Consider the following 17123-nt stretch of genomic DNA (forward strand, 5'->3'; position numbering starts at 1 on the left):
ACCACCCACTGACCACGACCTGTGGAGGTCCCATGCCTCGCAAGCGTCCAACCCGCCGCGAACGCCTGACCCTGGCCCGCGCGATCCTGACCAGTGTCATCGCCGGCACCGCCCGAGCCGCCGCCACCTGGCTCCTCAACTGGCTCGCCTCGTAGCCCCACACCTGGGACCGGCAGGGCAGGGATGTCCCCTGCAGCACACAGGACCTCCCTGCCCGCGGCCGGTCGGGGGGGTGTGTCCGTCCGGGCCGTTCCCGGCACGGAGTGCGCCGGTGCATAGGCTTACATCACGGGATGTCGATCTGGACAGGGAGTGGCGATGCTGAGAGCGGTGTTCGTGCGGACCTTGAAGCCGGGCGTGACCTATGAGCAGTTCAAGGACGCATGGTGGCCCGAGGGCAACGACAAGTACCCGGTACCGGTAAACATCGCGCGCAATACGGCTGATGACCGGCAGGTGGTCACGATTCTCCATCTGGACATGTCCCTGGCCGAGTTCGAGGAACGGCGTGCTTCGCTGACTCGCCCCGACGCGCTCGAGCGGCTTGCCGAGCTCGTGGAGAGTACCGATCTGGTGGGGGTCTTCGAGGACGTCTGCGAGGAGGCGGCTGCGTGACGTCGCTTGCTGCCCAGGCGGGACAGCGAGGCGTCATGTCTGTCCGGTGCCCCTGACCGCCGCCACCCGCAAGCGGTTGAAGAAGACTGCCTGAGGTCACAAGAGCGAGTACCGGCTGCCGATGCGGGCACCGGTCGTACGGCACGCGGGCGTTCCCTCGCGCGGATCGCCCTGGAGGCGCCAACCGGAATCGACTCGTCCATGGCCCCGGTCACCCAGGCCATGAGCCGGGAACCCTACGCGAGCGCGAAAGGCATGTCCTGGATCGTGGACAACGGCTCCTCCCACCAGGTCGGTTGGGGTGTCGTTCCGTGGCCACCGCTGCCGCACTCGGCTCCAGGGGTGACGGCGGCGAAGTACGGCCTGCTGGTGACACCCGTGTCGTGGAGGTGGTTCCACCCGAAGGCGCCTGCGGAGAAGGCCTTGGACGCCTCGATGTCGGCGGTGCCGATTTCGAACCAGGCCATGGGACCTTGTCGTAAGCCATGACCCCACGTTCGTTCGAATCATCGGGCGGACCAGAGAAGATGCCTGCGATGTGGAGTCCGGCCAGGTAGATGGCCTTCTCGGGCAGATGGACCCACTGCGCCCCCGTCCGGAACTTCCAGGCAATCGCATCGATCACCACGCGATGATCGCGCCATCGGCCACCTGACGCAGTAGATGCCGTCGCGGGCCCTCGAAGTATCGAAGTATCGAAGCGTCGCAGCAGCCGCCCCGGCCGGCCGTCGCCCACCGGCGAGTGCCCGGATATCGGGCGGCGCCTGCCATTTTCCGACAAACACCGCTCCGCGTGGGAACTTCCGTTGACGCCGCGCCTGTCTCGATGTGATGGTACGGCCGCCTGGTCATGGACATGCCGTCCTCGGTCATCGGTATGGCGTCCGCCTGCCGTGCCAAGCCCCACCCCGTCGAAGACAGCAGGACGACGACAGGACGCTGCCCGACCCGGCGTTCCACCAGAACCTCCGTCGGCGAACTCGCTACCCCCTCAAGGAGCCATGGTGTTACGAAGACTCGCGGTGGCCGGTGTATCGCTCGCCACCATCCTCGGAACGGCGCTGCTGACCGCAGCACCCACGGCGGCGGCCGCACCGCAGGCGCAACCGGCCACCACCCCACCCGTCGTCGGCAGGGCCGCGGTCGGCGACGCCCCGGACATCGACGTGGCCAAGGTCCAGGCACATCTCACCGAGCTGAACGCCATCGCGACCCGCAACGGCGGCACCCGCAAATCCAGCGGCCAGGGCTACCGGGACTCCGTCGCCTACGTCAAGAACAAGCTCCAGGCGGCCGGCTACACGGTCACCGAGCAGCCCTGCACCTCCGGCTGCTCCAACGGCGCCGGACCCAACCTGATCGCCGAATGGCCCCAGGGTGACGCCGGCACGGTGTACATGTTCGGCTCCCACCTCGACAGCGTCGGGGCCGGCCCCGGCATCAACGACAACGGCTCCGGCTCGGCCGCCCTGCTGGAGACGGCGCTCACCCTCGCGGAGCAGAACCCCGCCATGGCGGCCCGGGTCCGCTTCGGCTGGTGGACGGACGAGGAGCAGGGCCTCAACGGCTCCGACTTCTACGTCAGTTCCCTGTCCGCCACCGAGCGTTCGAAGATCAAGGCGTACTACAACTTCGACATGATCGCCTCGACCAACGGCGGTTACTTCATCAACCACGTCAACTCCGCGGCCGCCCAGCCGATGAAGGCGTACTGGGACTCGCTCAGCCTCCAGCCGGAGGAGAACACCGAGGGCGCCGGCCGCTCCGACGACTACTCCTTCGAACAGGCGGGCATCGCGACCTCCGGGTACGCGATGGGAGCCGGCGCGAGAAAGACCTCCGCGCAGGCGGCCAAATGGGGCGGCACGGCCAATCGCGCCTACGACTCCTGCTACCACCAGTCCTGCGACACCACCAGCAACATCAACAGCACCGGACTGAACCGCAGCGTGGACGGCATCGCCTACACCCTCTGGAAGCTCGCCGTCGCCAACTCCACCCCCGCGAACGACTTCTCCCTGGCCGTCACCCCCGCCACGGGCACCGTCGACCCCGGTGGCACGGCCACCAGCACACTCTCGACGGCGACCACCAAGGGCTCCGCCCAGACCGTGGAACTGTCGGCATCCGGCGCCCCGGCAGGCGTCACCGTCTCCTTCAGCCCCGCCTCGGTGACCTCCGGCGGCAGCTCCACCATGACCGTCGCCACGGCGCCGAGCGCGGCCCCCGGCACCTACCCCCTCACCGTCACCGGCACCGGATCCGTCGCCCACCGCACGACCTTCACCCTGACGGTCAAGGGGACCGGAAGCTGCACCGGCCAACAGCTCCTCACCAACGGAGGGTTCGAGAACGGCACCGCACCGTGGACGGGTGACACCGGCACGATCGGTGCCCACTCGGGCCGGTCCGCCCACAGCGGCAGCCGGTTCGCCTGGCTCGGCGGCTACGGCTCCTCGGCCACCGACTCCCTCAGCCAGTCGGTGACCCTGCCCTCCGGGTGCACCAAAGCCACCTTGACCTACTGGCTGCACATCGACACCGACGAGACCGACCGCGTCGCCTACGACACCTTCGGGGTCAAGGTGGGCAACACCACCCTGACGACCCTCTCCAACACCGACGCCGCGACCGGCTACACCCAGCGCACCCTGGACCTGACCCCCTACATCGGACAGCAGATCACCCTGACCTTCACCGCTACCGAAGACGCCAGCCTCCAGACCAGCTTCGTCATCGACGACGCGGCCCTGCAGACCGGCTGACCCCCGACCACCCGGAGGGGCACGGCACCTGCACACCGCCGCTTGCCCCTCCGGCAGTTTCCACTGACCGTGTGCGGCTCTTTCGCGTCAGGCGGAGGTGCGGGCTGCGGCGAGGTCGAGGGCGATGTCGGTGATCATGCCTTCCTGGCCACCGACCAGCTTGCGGCGACCGACCTCGATGAGGATCGCGCGGGCGTCGATGCCGTAGCGGCGAGCGGCCTTCTCGGCATGGCGCAGGAAGCCGGAGTACGCGCCCGCGTAGCCGAGGGTGAGGGTCTCGCTGTCCACCCGCACCTCGCGGTCCTGGAGGGGGCGTACGACGTCGTCGGCGGCGTCCATCAGGGGGAACAGGTCGCAGCCGTGCTCCCAGCCCGTCAGCTCGACGACCGCGACGAACGCCTCCAGGGGCAGTTGCCCGCTCCGGCTCCCGTCCGGCGAGGGAGGCGTCGACTCGGATGACACCGTTCTCGACGGCGACGACCGAGTTGGCCACGCCCAGCCCGAGGTTTGTGGTGGGCGTGGATGCCCAGCTCGGTGGACGGGTCGAGGACGTCGCGGTAGGCGCGGACGCGGTCGCGTACGCCGTCCATGGTGAGGTGGCCGCCCGAGTCGGTGACGTAGACGCAGTTCGCGCCGTAGGACTCCACCAACCTGGCTTGTCGGGCCAGTTCGGCGGGGTCTGCCATGTGGGACATCATCAGGCAGCCGGACACGTCCATGCCCAGGTCGCGGGCGGCGGTGATGTGCTGGGCGGAGATGTCGGCCTCGGTGCACCGCGTGGGTCACCGCGCCGCAGACGGCCTCGATCCACTCCCAGTCCGTGTGGGCGCCGACGCCGTAGGTGATGCCGGAGCCGGACAGGCCGTCGCCATGGGCCGAGATCGTGCGCCAGCTGCAGACCGAGGGGACGGACATCGCCCCGGAGGACCTGGCACAGGTCCCGCCGTACCTGACCGAGCACATCCGGCGCTTCGGCGAGTACTCCCCCCACGAGCTCGGCGACGAGCCCGACGCGTACGACCCGCGCCTGGACGTCGACTTCACCCCTCTGCGCGGCGACGAGCAAGCGACCGAGGGTTTCTCGCAGGCCGCGTGAGCCCGTGTCCCGAGTCGGCGGCCGTCACATCACCGCTCCACCTGGTCGGGCGTGACCTTCACCTCTCCGTGGGCTCCTGATCGTTGTGTTCTTGCTCCTGCGCCCAGGCGATCGCCCATTCGTCGAGCGGACGAAGGGCATCACGGAGTGCTGTCCCCAGCCGAGTGAGCTCGTAGCCATCGGCCGAGGGCGCGATGATCCCGCTCGATGCGAGTTCGCGGAGCCGCTGGTAGAGGACGCTGGATGACAGCCCTTCGCACCGCGCCAGCAGCGCGCGGGCACCGAGCGGACCCGCACGCAGCTCCCAGAGAATTCGCAGCGCCCACCGACGGCCGAACAGGTCCAGCGCGGCCATGAGGGGACGGCCGGTCGTCGATCCACGAACCGGTGTTCCTGGGCGCGGCGTCGGCATGACCCTCCTTGCGTTTCGTTATTCGAAACACTAGCATCCACCCAGCGTTTCTGATTTCGAAACGAACTCGACGGGAGAGCCGATGTCGCGGATAGCCCTGCTGGAACCGCCGTGCACCGATCAGGCCGGCGCACGGCTCGCGCGCATGATGCCCGGGGACGCCCCGCCGATCGGGCCGTTCCGGATGTTCGCCAGAAACCTCCCGATGGCCGGCGCCATGCACGGGTGGGGTCGCTACGAGTTGGGCGAACAGCTGACGTCTCTGGACGGAGGTCGTCATGCATAGGTCGTTGGTCCTGTATTCCGAGCCCGCCGACCCTGACCACTTCCGCGACTACTACGTGAACAACCACCTTCCGCTGGTCATGAAGTGGCCCGGCCTGCTTGCGTGGCGCTACAGCTTCGACGTGGCGGCGATCGAGGGAGAAGCACCGTACTTCGCGGTCTTCGAAGCCGACTTCGCTGACGCCGCCGCCATGCACGCGGCGCGGGCGTCGCCGCATGGCCAGCGGGTGGCCGCCGATGTCGTCAACTACGCCACCGGCGGTTTGGTCGTCATCCACTATCCGGTGCAGGACGGCACCGGCTGAGGCAGGCCGGTACGCTCCGGGACGCGCGTTCGGTCGGCCGCTTAAGGCCAGGTCCGGCTAGCAGCGGACGCCGTTGGCGGTTGCCGGTTCGTTGAGCGTCAAAGGTGGGCCGATGTCCTGGCGGGATGTCACGGTGGTTGATGCGTGCGTGCGACGCGACGGCCAGGGCGGTAGCCCCACGGCCGTCACCGACGACGACCCGGCGGCGACGGACGCTAACCGGCGTGCGGTCGCCGCTGCGGCCGGCACCTCGCACGCGGCGTTCCTCGGCCCGGGGCGGACGCCGGACGGTGGCCGGCCGGTCCGGTTCTTCACCGCCACCGCCGAACTGTCCGGCTGCGGCCACGGCACCGTTGCCGCGCAGGCCGTCCGGTTGACCCGCACCGCGCTGGGCGAGCTGAACGACCGCCAACACACCGGCGGGCGCACGTTCGACACCCTCGCGATCCGCCGCCCCGCCGGCATCGAGGTGTGGTTCGACCAGGGCCTCGTCGCGCTGCGTCACCCGGCACCGGACGAGCGCGCCGCGATCGTCGCCGCGATCGGGCTCACCGCGGACGATCCGCATCCGACCGACGCGCCACGGATCGCCGCGCCCGGCGCACCACGCATGCTGGTACCGGTCCACGACCGGTCGGCGCTGCTCAGGATCTGCCCACACCTCGGCAGGCTGACAGCGGCGTGCCGGCGGTACGGGCTCCTCGGCTGTTTCGTGTACGTACCGCCGGTGGGCGGCCGACCGGGTGCGGCGCGGATGTTCGCGCCGGCGATCGGTGTCGACGAGGACGTCGCCAACGCCAACAGCACCGGCTGCCTGGCCGCCCACCTGCTCGACACGACAGGGGCGCAGACGGTCGCGATCGAGGTGGAGCAGGGCGACACCCTCGGTCGACCGGCCAGCGTGCTCGCTTCGGCCCGACGCGGGCCGGCGGGCATCACGACCCGGGTCGGCGGGTTAGCGGTGGTCCGCGACGGACACTGAGGCGACGACTGGACCGTCCTCTTCTGCGATCCGCGCATGGGGCTGGGGCTGTCCGCCGCGGTCTCAAAACTCCTGCGTTCTGCAAAGCAGTTCTGAGAGACTTCCCGGGTGGATCTCACGACCGCGCAAGCCGCAAATGCGGTAGAACGGCACGACTGCCCCCAATGCGAGGCTCCGGCCGGGAGCCCGTGCCGCACCCGCGGCGGCAAGACCGCGGCCAAGTACCACACCGCCCGCTTCATCCTCGTCCCCGCGCTCCGCGAGGAACTCGACGTCGCCGTGCCCGACGACCGCGGTCCCGGCCGGGCCTGGGTTCCGGGCCCGCGCATCGAAGCCGCCGAGCCGACGCCGGCCGCGGCCGCGATCCGGATCGGGTACGCCCGCTGCTCCACCGCCCAGCAGGAACTGCAGTCCCAGCTCGACGCCCTCGACCGCGCGAACTGCAAGCGCGTCTTCTCCGAGAAGATCTCCACCCGCGTCAAAGTCCGCCCACAGCTGGAGAAGGCGCTGAAGCTCGCGTACGACCTCCGCGAGGCCGCCCCGGACCAGCCGGTCATCCTCACCGTCCACGAGCTCAAGCACCTCGCGCGCAATGCCGCCGAGCTGATGGCGCTGTCCGGGCAGCTGCAGGCCGCCGGCGTCCAGCTCGAACTCCTCACCGGCCCGCTCACCGGCATCTACGACCCCAACGGCATGGGCGCGATGTTCTTCGCCGTCCTGGCCGCCTCCGCGCAGATCGATCGCAACTACATCCGCGAGAAGACCCTCGAAGGCCAGCAGGCCGCCGCCGCCAAGGGCAACCACGGCGGCCGCCCGAAGGTGATTGACGACGACATGCTCACCTTTGCCGTCGCGCTCGAGGCCAAAGGCACCCCGGTCCCCGAGATCGCCAAGAAGCTCACCATCAAGACCGGCAAGAACGCCGGCAGGAACCCGTCCGTCGCCTCGCTCTACCGCGCGCTCGCCGAGGCCGACTAGACCAAGATCATCCCATGGCCCGTTTGGGCCGTATCTGGGTCACACCCCTAAGACGTCATCTCATTTGGCGAGTCTGCGGTAGCAGATGAGAGTGCAGGCGATGCTGGTGAAGGCGAGGAAGTGCTCGGCCATGCGCTCGTAGCGTCGGTGAAGGCGGCGACAGCCGGCGAGCCACGCCATGGTGCGCTCGATGGTCCAGCGGTGACGGCCCAGCCGCTGGGACGTCTCGACCCCCTTGCGGGCGATGCGGTGCGTGATACCGCGCCCGCGTAACCATCGCCGCAGGTGGGAGTAGTCGTAGCCCTTGTCGGCGTGGAGCTTTCCCGGCCTGCGCCGTCGGCGTCCCCGGCGGGATCGGATCGGCGGTATGCCCTTCACCAGGGGGATCAGGGCCTGACTGTCGTGCAGGTTCGCCCCCGAGATTCCGACGGAGAGAGGCAGACCGGTCCGCTCGGTGATCAAGTGGATCTTCGACCCGTACTTGCCCCGGTCGACAGGATTCGGACCTGTCAGGTCCCCCTTTTCAAGGCCCGCATGTTCACCGAGTCGATCGCGCAGCGGGACCAGTCCAGCCCGCCGCGGGAGCCGAGCTCGTCGAGGACCAGGCGGCGGAGCTTGGCCCACACCCTGGCCTTCGTCCACTCAGCAAATCGCCGATGGGCCGTCGCCCCTGACGGCCCGAACGACGCTGCGGGCAACTGCTGCCAGGTACAGCCTGACGTGGCCACGAACACGATTGCAGCCAGCACCTCCCGGTCACCATGCCGGCGTCGGCCACCGCCCTGAGGTCTCGAGGGAGCCTCCGGGACAACCCGCTGGAACAACTCCCACAATTCGTCCGGCACCAGCCGCTCAACGATCCCCACCACGACCGACAGCCTACCGAACCAGCCAAATGAGATGACGTCTAAGACTCACCCCCCTCTAAGGCTCACCCCCCTTCCCCGAGCGTGATCTTGTAGACAAGGAAGCGACATGATCGACCGCCGCAGCGTCCTCCGAGGCGGAGGCGCCGCCGCTTCGTGCCCGTCACCGGCCACCGCCCCAGCCGCGTGGTACTCGCCTGGCGAGCCGGAGAGCTCGACAAGCTCGTCCTCAGCCTGATCGACATCGCCGGCAACGACACGGGGCCGAGCCAACCCGCCAACCCACCCTGTCCCGGCCGAGCGGCGCTCACGCGCTGCGGGGAGGGGCGGCGCCGCGCTCAGCGCATCCCGGGCACGCTCTGTGCGGTGTCGCGCTCGCCGCCGCCGGAAACATGAGCGCAGTCGTCCCCGGCCGGGACGGGCCGGCGGACGAGACCTCGTCCGGGCAGGTCGACGTAGTCGCAGTCGGCGCCGGCCACCACACGGCGGGGCACCGCGCCGGCCGGGTGGGCGGTGAGATGTGCGGCCACATGCGCCGCACTGGTCCTGATGATGTCGCGGGTCAGCCCGAGGGGCAGCAGCGAACGGGTCTCGGCGATCGCCTCGTCCTCACCGGCCCGCAGCACCACCCGGATGTCAGGTGCCACACCATGGGCGGCGACCGCGACGGCGATGTTGTCCAGCTCATCGGAGCCGACGGCGGCGAGCGCGCACGCCCGCCCCAGGCCCAGCCGCGCCAGAACCGCTCGGTCCCCACCGTGTGCCAGGACCACCGGTATCCCCATCGACCGGGCAAGACGCAGGTTCGGAGCGGTCGGCTCGCGCTCGACCCCGACCACCGGGACCCCCAGCTGACGCAGTGTCTGGCACAGCCGCAGCCCCACCTGTCCCAGCCCCACGACGATGACATGGCCGGCACGGGGCAGCACCCGCGGCCCCAGGACGCCGACCAGCCGCGGCCCGGAAACCCGGTCGACGATGCCCGCGGTCAGCAGCGCTGTGAAACCGACCGTCAACAACATCGCCACCCCGGACAAAATCTCGTACCCGGGATGGCCGGCGTGCGGCGTGGCCGGGCCCACCCCGGCCACGACCCGGGCGGCTTCCAGGAAGGCGGTGCTGACCGGCTTGTGGAACACCCCGGCCAGCCATATCCAGTCCAGGGCCAGTACGGCCAGGATGCCGAACAGACCGATGAGCAGCAGACGGGCGTCCGCGTCATGAGGCTGCAACTGCCCCCGCAGCCGGCCCAGCAGCGCGCGCCGCCGGACCGCCGGAGCGGCCCGCCACGCCGTCTCCACCAGCCGCCCCTCCTGCTGACGGACCGCCACCGCGCCGTGCCCGTCGCCCCAGACAGCCAGCACATCGGGGTCGACGCACAGACCGGCCAGCGTCGGTGCCAAGAGGTCGGCCGGTGAGACCGGCACACAGTCGCGCAGCAGCAACTCGAGCTGCTGCGCCACAGTGCGGTCGAAGACGGTGACCACGATCCGGACGGTGTCGCAGACATGACGTACGGCGAGCGCATGACGCAGCGCGGACAGATCGTCGTCCACCAGGACGGCCACCCCGGCCGGCCGAGCGGCGAGCGCCCGGCGAAGGTCCTGGTCGTCCGGCGCCGCCAGGTGGTCGACCGGGTGTCCGCCCTCCCGCAGAGAGGCACAGACCCGGCGGGCCAGCGTCGTCGCCCCGATCACCACGAATCCGGTATCCCCGCCGCCCGGGCCCTGCGCCAGGTGCGCGCCGGTCTCTTCGACCTGATCCGCGGGCGGAGGGGGCACGGGAGCGTCATCGCCCCGTTCACCTGGCATTCCGTCCCTTGACCAGCGCCCCTTGCCGTCCTCCTGCGAGGTCGGAGGCGGAGCGGTCGTCGGAGCGGTACGGGTCTGTCGGGCGGAGGGAAGGGCGGCCATGGAGTCCCCTTGCGCATCGGTCGGCGGCATGGCCGAACTCACGCTAGAACGCGAGCGTCCTCAGGAATCTGTTCTATGGGCCAAGGCTGCGGCGGTGATGTTGTGCGCGCGTACCATCAGCCGCCGTGCCGCCTGCCGGAAGCCGCATGGAAAGACGAGGTGCCTGGCCGCCCCGGGCGAGCGCTCCCGAACGGCGCTGTCCGCAGGCTCGCTGTCAGATTCCGGCTCCGACCAGATTCCGAGTCCGGCCCACGTCTGGGCGCCGGTCAGGCGGCGGAGGCGGGTGCGACGGAAGCCGAAACTGCGTTTGAGGTGGCTGATACGGGCTTCGACACCAACTCTCCAGCACGTCCCACCACATGTCCTGCCCCCGGCGACCCGCAACACCACCACCGCCCCCGGCCGCCGACGACCCCTCTCGTCTGTCGCGGCCACCGACAACCCGCACCAGCTCTCCCCAAAGGCCAACCGGCGGCAACTTCGAATTCTTCAGGGGCAAGTAGCCAAGGGTTGTCCCGTAACTGATCTTTGGCATGAAGGTGGTTGGTCAAAATTCGATCCCAGGGACCACCGGTGGGAGGCAGAGGCCCCCCTGGTATGTTGCGCCGATGTCAGCGATCAAGAAGTTTCAAGTCACCTTTGACTGCGCAGAACCTGAGCGTCTCGCTCGTTTCTGGTGTGAGGTGTTGGGGTACGTCGTACCGCCGCCACCGGAGGGCTTTGCCACTTGGGACGATTTCAAGTGCTCGCAGCCACCTGAGCAGCGGGATGCATGGTTCGCCTGCAGTGATCCCTCAGGTGTGGGCCCGCGACTGTACTTCCAGCGCGTTCCCGAGGGGAAGGCCGTCAAGAACCGGGTGCATCTTGATGTGCGGGTCGGCACCGGCCTCGTGGGGCAGGAGCGCCTCGCCGCACTGGAGGCCGAATGCGCACGACTGGTCCCGCTCGGCGCGGTACACGTGCAAACGCTGTATGACGGCAATGATGCGTGCATCCCGATGCTGGACATCGAGGGCAACGAGTTCTGTATCGACTGAGCCTTCTCCGAGCCGGAGGGGTGGGGAGCCGCCTTCCTCGGACCTCTCCGGTCCCGTATGGGGCGGGAGTTATCCCGTGAGGGCGAGGTTGTGCAGTCGGGCGATGCCGAGCATCGTGGTGTGAATGCTGTTCGGTCTGGCCGCGTTCGCGGCGGTGCAGGGGCTGTCCAGGACGGGTCCGATGCCGTGATCACACCAGGCACCACGAGATTCACCTCACCCGTGACCAGCAGTTACGGGACAACAACCCTTAGCCGCCCAGCCCTCGTTGCGCGCCGCTCATGGTCCACCATTCGGACGACCGCTGGCCCGCGTCTCTGCACCACCGTGACCAGCGCCAGGCGCCGCGGCGCGCGGCGGCACGTCGACGGTGAAGAGCGGCGTCGTGGACTTCGAGCTGACCGGCACCGAGGAGGACCCGCGCGGGGCGTCCTCCGCGTCCATGTGTCGCTCCGCTGATCAGGGCGTGCGCCGCGGCGGCCGGGCAGCACGCGAAAGCCTCCCGTTGACCGGTGCGGTGAACCGGGCGGCCAGCGGGACGGCCAGAGCGATGAGAGCCACCATCACCGGAACCGGTCCCGTGCCGAAGGATCCGGTCACCGCGCCTGCGACGTCTCGCTCCGGCGTGCTCGTCGGACACACATACCCCTGGGTTGAGCAGGCGGTCAGGACGCCCTGAAGGCCCACTCCCCACGTCCAGACACCGGCCATCAGCCACCCGCCGATCAGGCACGCGGGAACAACGGCCAGCTTCAGGAACCGCGGAATGCGTTGCGCCTGGGGGTCGCCCCGGAACCACTGGGCCCCGACCAGCGTGAGCCAGCCGCACAGCAGCACTGCTGCGGTGGCCACCGCGGCCAGGAACGACGGGGCCAGCGGGGTGCCGGAGAGGCCGTAGCCGGAGACCCTCGTGTAGAGCGCGAGCCAGCTCCCTGCCACTATCCCGCCGGCCACGATCAGGCCGGTGAGCGCCGACCGCCCGAGCCGGGCCAGGGCCGGGCTTCCCGCGTACCACTGGTGGCGCCACAGGGTGAAGCCCACGAACAGGGTCAGCCCCACCCCGACGAGCAGCCCGCAAAGAACCAGTGTGAAGGATCCGTCCCTCGGCCCGTAGAACCGCAGCAGCAGGTCCTGGAGCATGGGCAGCAGCACACCGGCGACGGTCGCGCCGAGGAACACCCGCCCCGGCGAGGAGGCCAGGACGCGTCCCGGTGTCCTGGCCACGTCCAGCCGGTCGATGCCCATGGGGTGGTGGCGAAGCCAGGACCGCAGCCGTGCCGCACCCGTCCCGTCCGCCCTGCCGGTCTCTGCGCCGAGGGCGGCGAGCAACCCCTCCTGGTCGGTCATTCCGGCCTGCAGGTCCGCATGGTGCTCGCGGATCCGCAGGTAGGCGCGGGCGATCAGCTCGCCGAGCAGTGTGAGCAGGAGGGCCCGGGCCAGGGCTACCACCAGATCTCCCGGCGTGGCCCTGCGGTTGAGCAGTTCCAGGGTCATGGCGAAGGCGATGAAGGCCCCGGCGAACAGGTTGGAGGGGCGGAACACCGTCAGCACGTTGTATGTCTGCAGATCCCTGCCGCGCAGATGCGCCAGCTCGTGCCGGACCACGGCCTCGAAGATCCGCCGGCCATGGTCGCCCTTCTCGCGCAGCACCAGCAGTTCCGGGCCGAGCATCAGCAGAGGCCGACGTCGCTGCCCGGTGACGTACGCTCCCGACGTCAGCCGCCGGTCCACCATGACGACCGGCTCCCGGCGCAGCCGGGCTTCCCTGATCAGGCCCGCCACCGCCTCGGCGGCGCCGTGGAACGGAGTCTCGGCCAGCGGCGTGGACCGCCGGTGCCGGCGCCGGCTGGTGTGCAGACCGATCACGATGCCGGGCGTGAGCAGCATCAGAAGGTAGTTGAACGTGCCGCTGACCATCGCGCCGGGGTCCCTCGGACAGTCCAGGGGCGCACCTGTGCACAGCTCCGTCACCGGTGCCTGCAACGTGGCCATCCACAGGGCGAAGAACAGATCCTGGCCCAGGACCGTGACCACCAGCAGGATCAGCATCAATGACATATCGGAGGGGAACGCCTCGATGTCGAGCGAGGCGGAATGTCGCGAAGCAGAGGAGGCATTCACGTTGCCGGCTCCTGATCCCCGCCGGTCCTCAGCAGCGCCAGTTCGCCGACCACAGCATCGGCGAGCACTCCCGCCTGGTCCTCCGGCATCCCCAGCGCCACCGCCTTGGCCTGCACCGACGCGCGTACCCTGCCGAGTTGCTCCGCGCTCAGCGCCTCGACGGCCACCTCCACCTCCTCGGTCTCCGCCCGGCGCCGCATACGCTGCGGCAGCCGGTCGAGCAGAGACCGGGTCAGTCGCATGCTGCGGTTCTTGATCTCCTCGGCGGCGCCGCCCGCAACCGCGGTCAGCGCCCAACCGCTGACCAGTACCCCCACCGGGGTGACGGCCCCCACCATTTCGTCCAGACCACTGCCCAACGGCGTGTCACGCACCCTGGGCGCGCGGGCGCGCGGCCGTGAGAGCAGCGCGAAGGCGGGCAGTTCTTCGGGCGCGACCCTCGCCACCACACGCCGCGCGAACTCATCGCGCGAGACGGTGATGGTGCCGGTCGGTGGGTTCGGTCTCTGCTCGGAGTGTTGCGACACCTCGTCGTCCCCTCACCGCTCAACCCTGCGTGGAGGACAAACTCCTCCAGGATGCCAAAAGTTGTGCACAAAGCTCAGCCAGTTGTGCACAAAGCTCAGCGCAGGGCTCCCCCAGTACGGCACGGGTGGCCCCAGTGGTCCGCGTCGCCGGATCCTGCGCCCCTGGGCGGGCTCGGGCCGGGTGTGTGCCCGTACTTTACGCCGGGGGGCGCCCTTATGGCCTGGGCGCAGAACCAGTCCCGGCGCAAGTCCACCCGGAGCTCCGGCAACGGCCGTAGAACTGTTGCGCCATCGCACGACGCTGACACCTCAACCCCGCGTGGACGAGAGGAACTTCGAGATGCGCCACGAGCGTCCGTCGGTCACCTTCATGCGGCAGAGGAACGCGGCATGCCAGGGACCAGAGACGTAGCGAGGGCGTTGATCCCGCCGTCGAGGGTGCGGCCGCAGGGCGGTGGTACGCAGGACACGCTTGATGAGACGTGCTCGCGGCGATCGTCTACGTACTGGGCAGTGGCCGTGCCGGGCGTGCGCTGGCGCCCTGCTTTGGGATATCCCATCGGACGGGAACGGACTGCCCCTGGCCGTCGGCGTCTCCGCCGCCAACGTCCACGACAGCGAAGGGCCGAAGCCGATGGCGGTCGGCCATCAAACGAGACACGCCCCCACCGCGGCCGGTACTTCAAGCCTCGAAGGCTCCGCGGCAAACACATTGGCGTCCGCATTGCACGCAAGGGCATCGAGTCCAGCGAAGGATCGGGGCGGCGTAGTTGGGTGATCGAGCGGACCGTCTCCTGGCTGGCTGACTGGCTGACTCATCCCCCGCCACGAACGTGATCCCCGGAACTACCTGGCTTAAGAGCCAATGCTGTGACCGGAGTTCACCGGCCCGAGTTGGCCGGCGGCCGCGCGCCTACGCTCAGATCACCACAGCTTTTCCGGTGTGACGTCGTAGGAGCTGCCTCTCCACGACAGCCACACAGCGACCACACCCTCCCGCGGAATCGCTGCCGGGGCACTGCCGGCAGTCCAACGACCGCGTCCACCGAGCCCACGCATCCTCAGCAGCCGCAGCCCCCCGCTCCGATACCTTCACAGATCAGGTGGCGGGGTGCGACCAGGTGTGAATTCCGATCTGGTGGCCGCTGTCAAACACCCGCATCAACTGGCCTGCTGGGATCACCGCATCAGGAGTGCCGGAGCAGTTGCTCTTGTTCAGCCAGACCTCAACGGCCCTGGTGGTGGCGTTCGCGACGTCCAGCTCGGTGGTGCCGGGTACGTCGCTGTCTACCTTGCAGCCATTCTGATCACCGTCCACCTCATTTTGCAGCGGCAGGCCGTCGCTGTTGCGGTCGAGGAAGTCGACCCCCACCAAAGCCTGAGCGGGCCCCGTTGAGATGGCCAGGGTGGTGGCGGTCGCAACAGCCGCGGCCGCGAGGGACAGGATTCGAAGGGGGTTACCATTCATGGCAGGCTTCCTTCCGCAGGGACGAACGCCGCGCAACGCGTCAGCCACCACCACCTACGATCTCAGCGCGACGCGAGCACGAATAGCGGCGCGCGCAGGGTCGCGCGCGGGGAAGGGTGGGCGGTCACAGCCCCAACGCAACACCGCGCGCGCCAATGCACCCCCAAGTCGACGGCGGCCGAAAGCTGCCGCATCAACCCGATCATCACAGGGGAGCATCAGCGCGGCACCAGCACCCAGGGGGGAACACATGGTCTTCACAAGCGAACGCATCGTTACCGCCATCGGCGAAATCCAGCGACAGCTCTTCAACGAGCTACCCGGCAAGCTGGAGAACGCCGTCTCAGGAATGCGTGTCGTCGTCGAATCCACCCTCACCGCGGCACAAAGCGCCCGCGACTCCGCAGCCGCCGCCCACGCCCGCGTCGACGCCATCCACAGCGAACTCCAGGCCTTACGCGACGACGTCCGCCAACAGCCGCCCAAGGCCGACCACGGCAGCACGCGACTCCTCGCCGAATTCGCCAGCCTCCGAGCGGCCGTCGAAGGCTGGCGTGCGGAAGCCGCCGCGCTCCGCGCCGATGGACCAGGGCGCCCCGAAGCCGCCACAGCAGAACCGGCGCCGGCCCCCACCCAGCCGCTGCCTGAACAGGCAGACCCCGACCCTGGCGACTTCGAACAACTCCTCACCCTCGCCGCCCGCATCGCATACGCCCAACTCACCTGCCACCGAGACCACTGGGACTTCCTCGTCACCCAATCCAGCCACGGTCAACACTTCCGGCTCCCCGCAGGTGTCAAGGAAGCCAACGGCCTCATCCAAGCCGAGATCTCAGGCCGCACCCTCATCGCCACACTCGACGCACTACGCACCACCCAGCACGACCCCGCCGCGCGCCTCGGGACCCGAAAATTCGCCGGCGCAATCTACGAACGCATCGGCACCGCTCTGCGCAAAGTCGACACCGACCAAGCCGACGCCCACCACCACCCCGGCAACGACTGCCCACCCGTAACCCGCATCATCATCGACGACCGGCCACCAGCGGACGCGGCCTGACAACACACACGGCCCCAACCCGGGCGCGGCCCTCGTGCATCAGCGGCATGCGGCGATCGACAGGTCACGAATCCGCCAATCCGGCGTGTGCGAGGGATACGCAGGCCGCCGCCTACCCGATCGGGCCGCCGATCTCGGGCAGCGAAAGGAGGGCGTCCAGGGTGGTCCGCCATTCCGGGACCGCCTTTTCGACCAGCGGTACGACGAAGGACTCGAAGATCTCGTCGACCGGCTCGCCGGCCGCCATCGCCCGGCGGAGGTCGGCGCGAGCCTGCTCATCGACGGCGGAACAGGGCCGGTCGCCGTCCCCGGGGGTGGTCGATGGCGGCCACCGCGTAGCCGTACGCAGCGGATTGCCGGGCCCGGGCCACCAGCCGCGGTTCCCGCTTGTGCAAGCCGCCGTTGTGAGCCATCAGGATCAGCGGGGCAGTGCGGTGGATTCAGGCGTCCACAGGGTGCCAGGGATCTCACCGAGGGTGAATTCGCGTTCGAGGGCGCCGTCGTCGAGGCGCCGTTCGGAAGTGAATTGCATGGTCGTGCCTTTCGGGAGTGCTCGTGAACGGCGCTCCCGGACGACCTATCGCCCGACCGTGCCCCCGGAGGGAAGCACCCATGTCGATACTGCGTTCACGGGTACCACCTCCTCGTTCTCTCGCACGGCCTCCGGAAAAGAGCAGTGGTCGCCGTGGCCCG

The 17123-nt window shown here is 69.3% G+C and carries 16 protein-coding genes and 3 pseudogenes; 10 read left to right on the plus strand and 9 right to left on the minus strand.

The genetic code is table 11. From position 1 onward, the window contains the following. Nucleotides 1-32 precede the first annotated feature (32 nt). The gene (locus tag ADL29_RS46080) at nt 33-155 is read left to right on the plus strand and encodes a hypothetical protein (protein WP_281181920.1); all 123 of its coding nucleotides are present in this window, start codon (nt 33-35) and stop codon (nt 153-155) included. A gap of 163 nt (nt 156-318) precedes the next feature. Further along, on the plus strand, nt 319-615 hold the full coding sequence (locus ADL29_RS22325) for a hypothetical protein (RefSeq protein ID WP_053925388.1): 297 nt from the start codon (nt 319-321) through the stop codon (nt 613-615). 236 nt (nt 616-851) lie between these two features. Here ADL29_RS22325 and ADL29_RS43595 read toward each other — a convergent pair whose 3' ends face one another. Then, nucleotides 852-1082, minus strand: coding sequence for a VOC family protein (locus tag ADL29_RS43595; RefSeq protein WP_053925389.1), 231 nt, complete (start codon nt 1080-1082; stop codon nt 852-854). Between the two features lie 555 nt (nt 1083-1637). Here ADL29_RS43595 and ADL29_RS22335 point away from each other — a divergent pair. Beyond that, a complete protein-coding gene (locus ADL29_RS22335; protein ID WP_425424267.1) occupies nt 1638-3380 on the plus strand; it encodes a M28 family peptidase in 1743 nt (580 codons plus the stop codon). Nucleotides 3381-3467: 87 nt separating this feature from the next. On the opposite strand, the pseudogene dmpG reads toward ADL29_RS22335, so the two are convergent. Then, nucleotides 3468-4343 (minus strand): annotated as a pseudogene (gene dmpG, locus ADL29_RS22340) (4-hydroxy-2-oxovalerate aldolase). On the opposite strand from dmpG, the gene ADL29_RS22345 reads away from it, so the two are divergent. Continuing rightward, nucleotides 4225-4476, plus strand: coding sequence for a Tn3 family transposase (locus ADL29_RS22345; RefSeq protein WP_053925424.1), 252 nt, complete (start codon nt 4225-4227; stop codon nt 4474-4476). The pseudogene dmpG and the gene ADL29_RS22345 sit on opposite strands and share 119 nt — an antisense overlap. A 58-nt stretch (nt 4477-4534) precedes the next feature. Here the strand turns inward: ADL29_RS22345 and ADL29_RS22350 are convergent, their stop codons facing one another. Then, complete coding sequence (locus ADL29_RS22350; protein WP_053925391.1) at nt 4535-4831, minus strand: winged helix-turn-helix transcriptional regulator; 297 nt, start codon at nt 4829-4831, stop codon at nt 4535-4537. A 335-nt stretch (nt 4832-5166) separates the two neighbouring features. Between ADL29_RS22350 and ADL29_RS22360 the strand changes: the two genes are divergently transcribed. The 3 genes from ADL29_RS22360 to ADL29_RS22370 all read left to right on the plus strand — a co-directional run bounded on the left by ADL29_RS22360 (nt 5167) and on the right by ADL29_RS22370 (nt 7438). Beyond that, complete coding sequence (locus tag ADL29_RS22360) at nt 5167-5478, plus strand: EthD family reductase (RefSeq protein ID WP_053925393.1); 312 nt, start codon at nt 5167-5169, stop codon at nt 5476-5478. 112 nt (nt 5479-5590) lie between these two features. Continuing rightward, nucleotides 5591-6460, plus strand: a complete 870-nt coding sequence (locus ADL29_RS22365; RefSeq protein WP_053925394.1) for a PhzF family phenazine biosynthesis protein — start codon at nt 5591-5593, stop codon at nt 6458-6460. 108 nt (nt 6461-6568) lie between these two features. Then, entirely contained in the window at nt 6569-7438 is an 870-nt protein-coding gene (locus ADL29_RS22370) for a recombinase family protein (protein ID WP_053925395.1), read from the plus strand. Between the two features lie 60 nt (nt 7439-7498). Here the strand turns inward: ADL29_RS22370 and ADL29_RS22375 are convergent. Together ADL29_RS22375 and ADL29_RS22385 are read right to left on the minus strand one after the other, a co-directional pair. Beyond that, nucleotides 7499-8298, minus strand: a protein-coding gene (locus ADL29_RS22375) for an IS5 family transposase (RefSeq protein ID WP_169795253.1) whose coding sequence is annotated in 2 segments (ribosomal slippage) — nt 7499-7959 and nt 7959-8298 — 801 coding nt in all. Because the reading frame shifts where the segments join, the coding sequence is not laid out codon by codon here. Nucleotides 8299-8642: 344 nt separating this feature from the next. Further along, on the minus strand, nt 8643-10085 hold the full coding sequence (locus tag ADL29_RS22385) for an NAD-binding protein (RefSeq protein WP_245689583.1): 1443 nt from the start codon (nt 10083-10085) through the stop codon (nt 8643-8645). A gap of 740 nt (nt 10086-10825) precedes the next feature. On the opposite strand from ADL29_RS22385, the gene ADL29_RS22390 reads away from it, so the two are divergent. Next, entirely contained in the window at nt 10826-11254 is a 429-nt protein-coding gene (locus tag ADL29_RS22390; RefSeq protein ID WP_053925398.1) for a VOC family protein, read from the plus strand. 459 nt (nt 11255-11713) lie between these two features. Here ADL29_RS22390 and ADL29_RS22395 read toward each other — a convergent pair whose 3' ends face one another. Both ADL29_RS22395 and ADL29_RS22400 read right to left on the minus strand, forming a co-directional pair. After that, nucleotides 11714-13375 carry a M48 family metalloprotease gene (locus ADL29_RS22395; protein WP_107095047.1) on the minus strand — a complete coding sequence of 554 codons (1662 nt, stop codon included), beginning with the start codon at nt 13373-13375 and terminating at the stop codon, nt 11714-11716. Next, the gene (locus ADL29_RS22400; protein WP_053925400.1) at nt 13372-13902 is read right to left on the minus strand and encodes a hypothetical protein; all 531 of its coding nucleotides are present in this window, start codon (nt 13900-13902) and stop codon (nt 13372-13374) included. Before ADL29_RS22400 ends, ADL29_RS22395 begins: the two co-directional genes overlap by 4 nt. Before the next feature lie 711 nt (nt 13903-14613). On the opposite strand from ADL29_RS22400, the pseudogene ADL29_RS46655 reads away from it, so the two are divergent. Next, nucleotides 14614-14706, plus strand: a pseudogene (locus ADL29_RS46655) (IS5/IS1182 family transposase); the annotation flags it as partial. A 295-nt stretch (nt 14707-15001) separates the two neighbouring features. On the opposite strand, the gene ADL29_RS22405 reads toward ADL29_RS46655, so the two are convergent. Further along, entirely contained in the window at nt 15002-15370 is a 369-nt protein-coding gene (locus ADL29_RS22405; RefSeq protein ID WP_053925401.1) for a hypothetical protein, read from the minus strand. Nucleotides 15371-15620: 250 nt separating this feature from the next. Between ADL29_RS22405 and ADL29_RS22410 the strand changes: the two genes are divergently transcribed. Further along, the gene (locus ADL29_RS22410) at nt 15621-16430 is read left to right on the plus strand and encodes a hypothetical protein (protein ID WP_245689584.1); all 810 of its coding nucleotides are present in this window, start codon (nt 15621-15623) and stop codon (nt 16428-16430) included. A gap of 115 nt (nt 16431-16545) precedes the next feature. Here ADL29_RS22410 and ADL29_RS22415 read toward each other — a convergent pair. Next, a pseudogene (locus ADL29_RS22415) lies at nt 16546-16962 on the minus strand (alpha/beta hydrolase); the annotation flags it as partial. Nucleotides 16963-17123 lie beyond the last annotated feature (161 nt).

It is taken from the genome of Streptomyces chattanoogensis, from assembly GCF_001294335.1.
GTDB classification, from domain to species: domain Bacteria; phylum Actinomycetota; class Actinomycetes; order Streptomycetales; family Streptomycetaceae; genus Streptomyces; species Streptomyces chattanoogensis.

What these genes read in the sequence shown, in the direction of transcription:
- ADL29_RS46080 (WP_281181920.1), top strand. Translation starts at nt 33, where the DNA reads ATGCCTCGCAAGCGTCCAACCCGCCGCGAACGCCTGACCCTGGCCCGC.
- ADL29_RS22325 (WP_053925388.1), top strand. Translation starts at nt 319, where the DNA reads ATGCTGAGAGCGGTGTTCGTGCGGACCTTGAAGCCGGGCGTGACCTAT.
- ADL29_RS43595 (WP_053925389.1), bottom strand. Translation starts at nt 1,082, where the DNA reads ATGGCCTGGTTCGAAATCGGCACCGCCGACATCGAGGCGTCCAAGGCC.
- ADL29_RS22345 (WP_053925424.1), top strand. Translation starts at nt 4,225, where the DNA reads ATGCCGGAGCCGGACAGGCCGTCGCCATGGGCCGAGATCGTGCGCCAG.
- ADL29_RS22350 (WP_053925391.1), bottom strand. Translation starts at nt 4,831, where the DNA reads ATGGCCGCGCTGGACCTGTTCGGCCGTCGGTGGGCGCTGCGAATTCTC.
- ADL29_RS22360 (WP_053925393.1), top strand. Translation starts at nt 5,167, where the DNA reads ATGCATAGGTCGTTGGTCCTGTATTCCGAGCCCGCCGACCCTGACCAC.
- ADL29_RS22365 (WP_053925394.1), top strand. Translation starts at nt 5,591, where the DNA reads ATGTCCTGGCGGGATGTCACGGTGGTTGATGCGTGCGTGCGACGCGAC.
- ADL29_RS22390 (WP_053925398.1), top strand. Translation starts at nt 10,826, where the DNA reads ATGTCAGCGATCAAGAAGTTTCAAGTCACCTTTGACTGCGCAGAACCT.
- ADL29_RS22405 (WP_053925401.1), bottom strand. Translation starts at nt 15,370, where the DNA reads ATGAATGGTAACCCCCTTCGAATCCTGTCCCTCGCGGCCGCGGCTGTT.
- ADL29_RS22410 (WP_245689584.1), top strand. Translation starts at nt 15,621, where the DNA reads ATGGTCTTCACAAGCGAACGCATCGTTACCGCCATCGGCGAAATCCAG.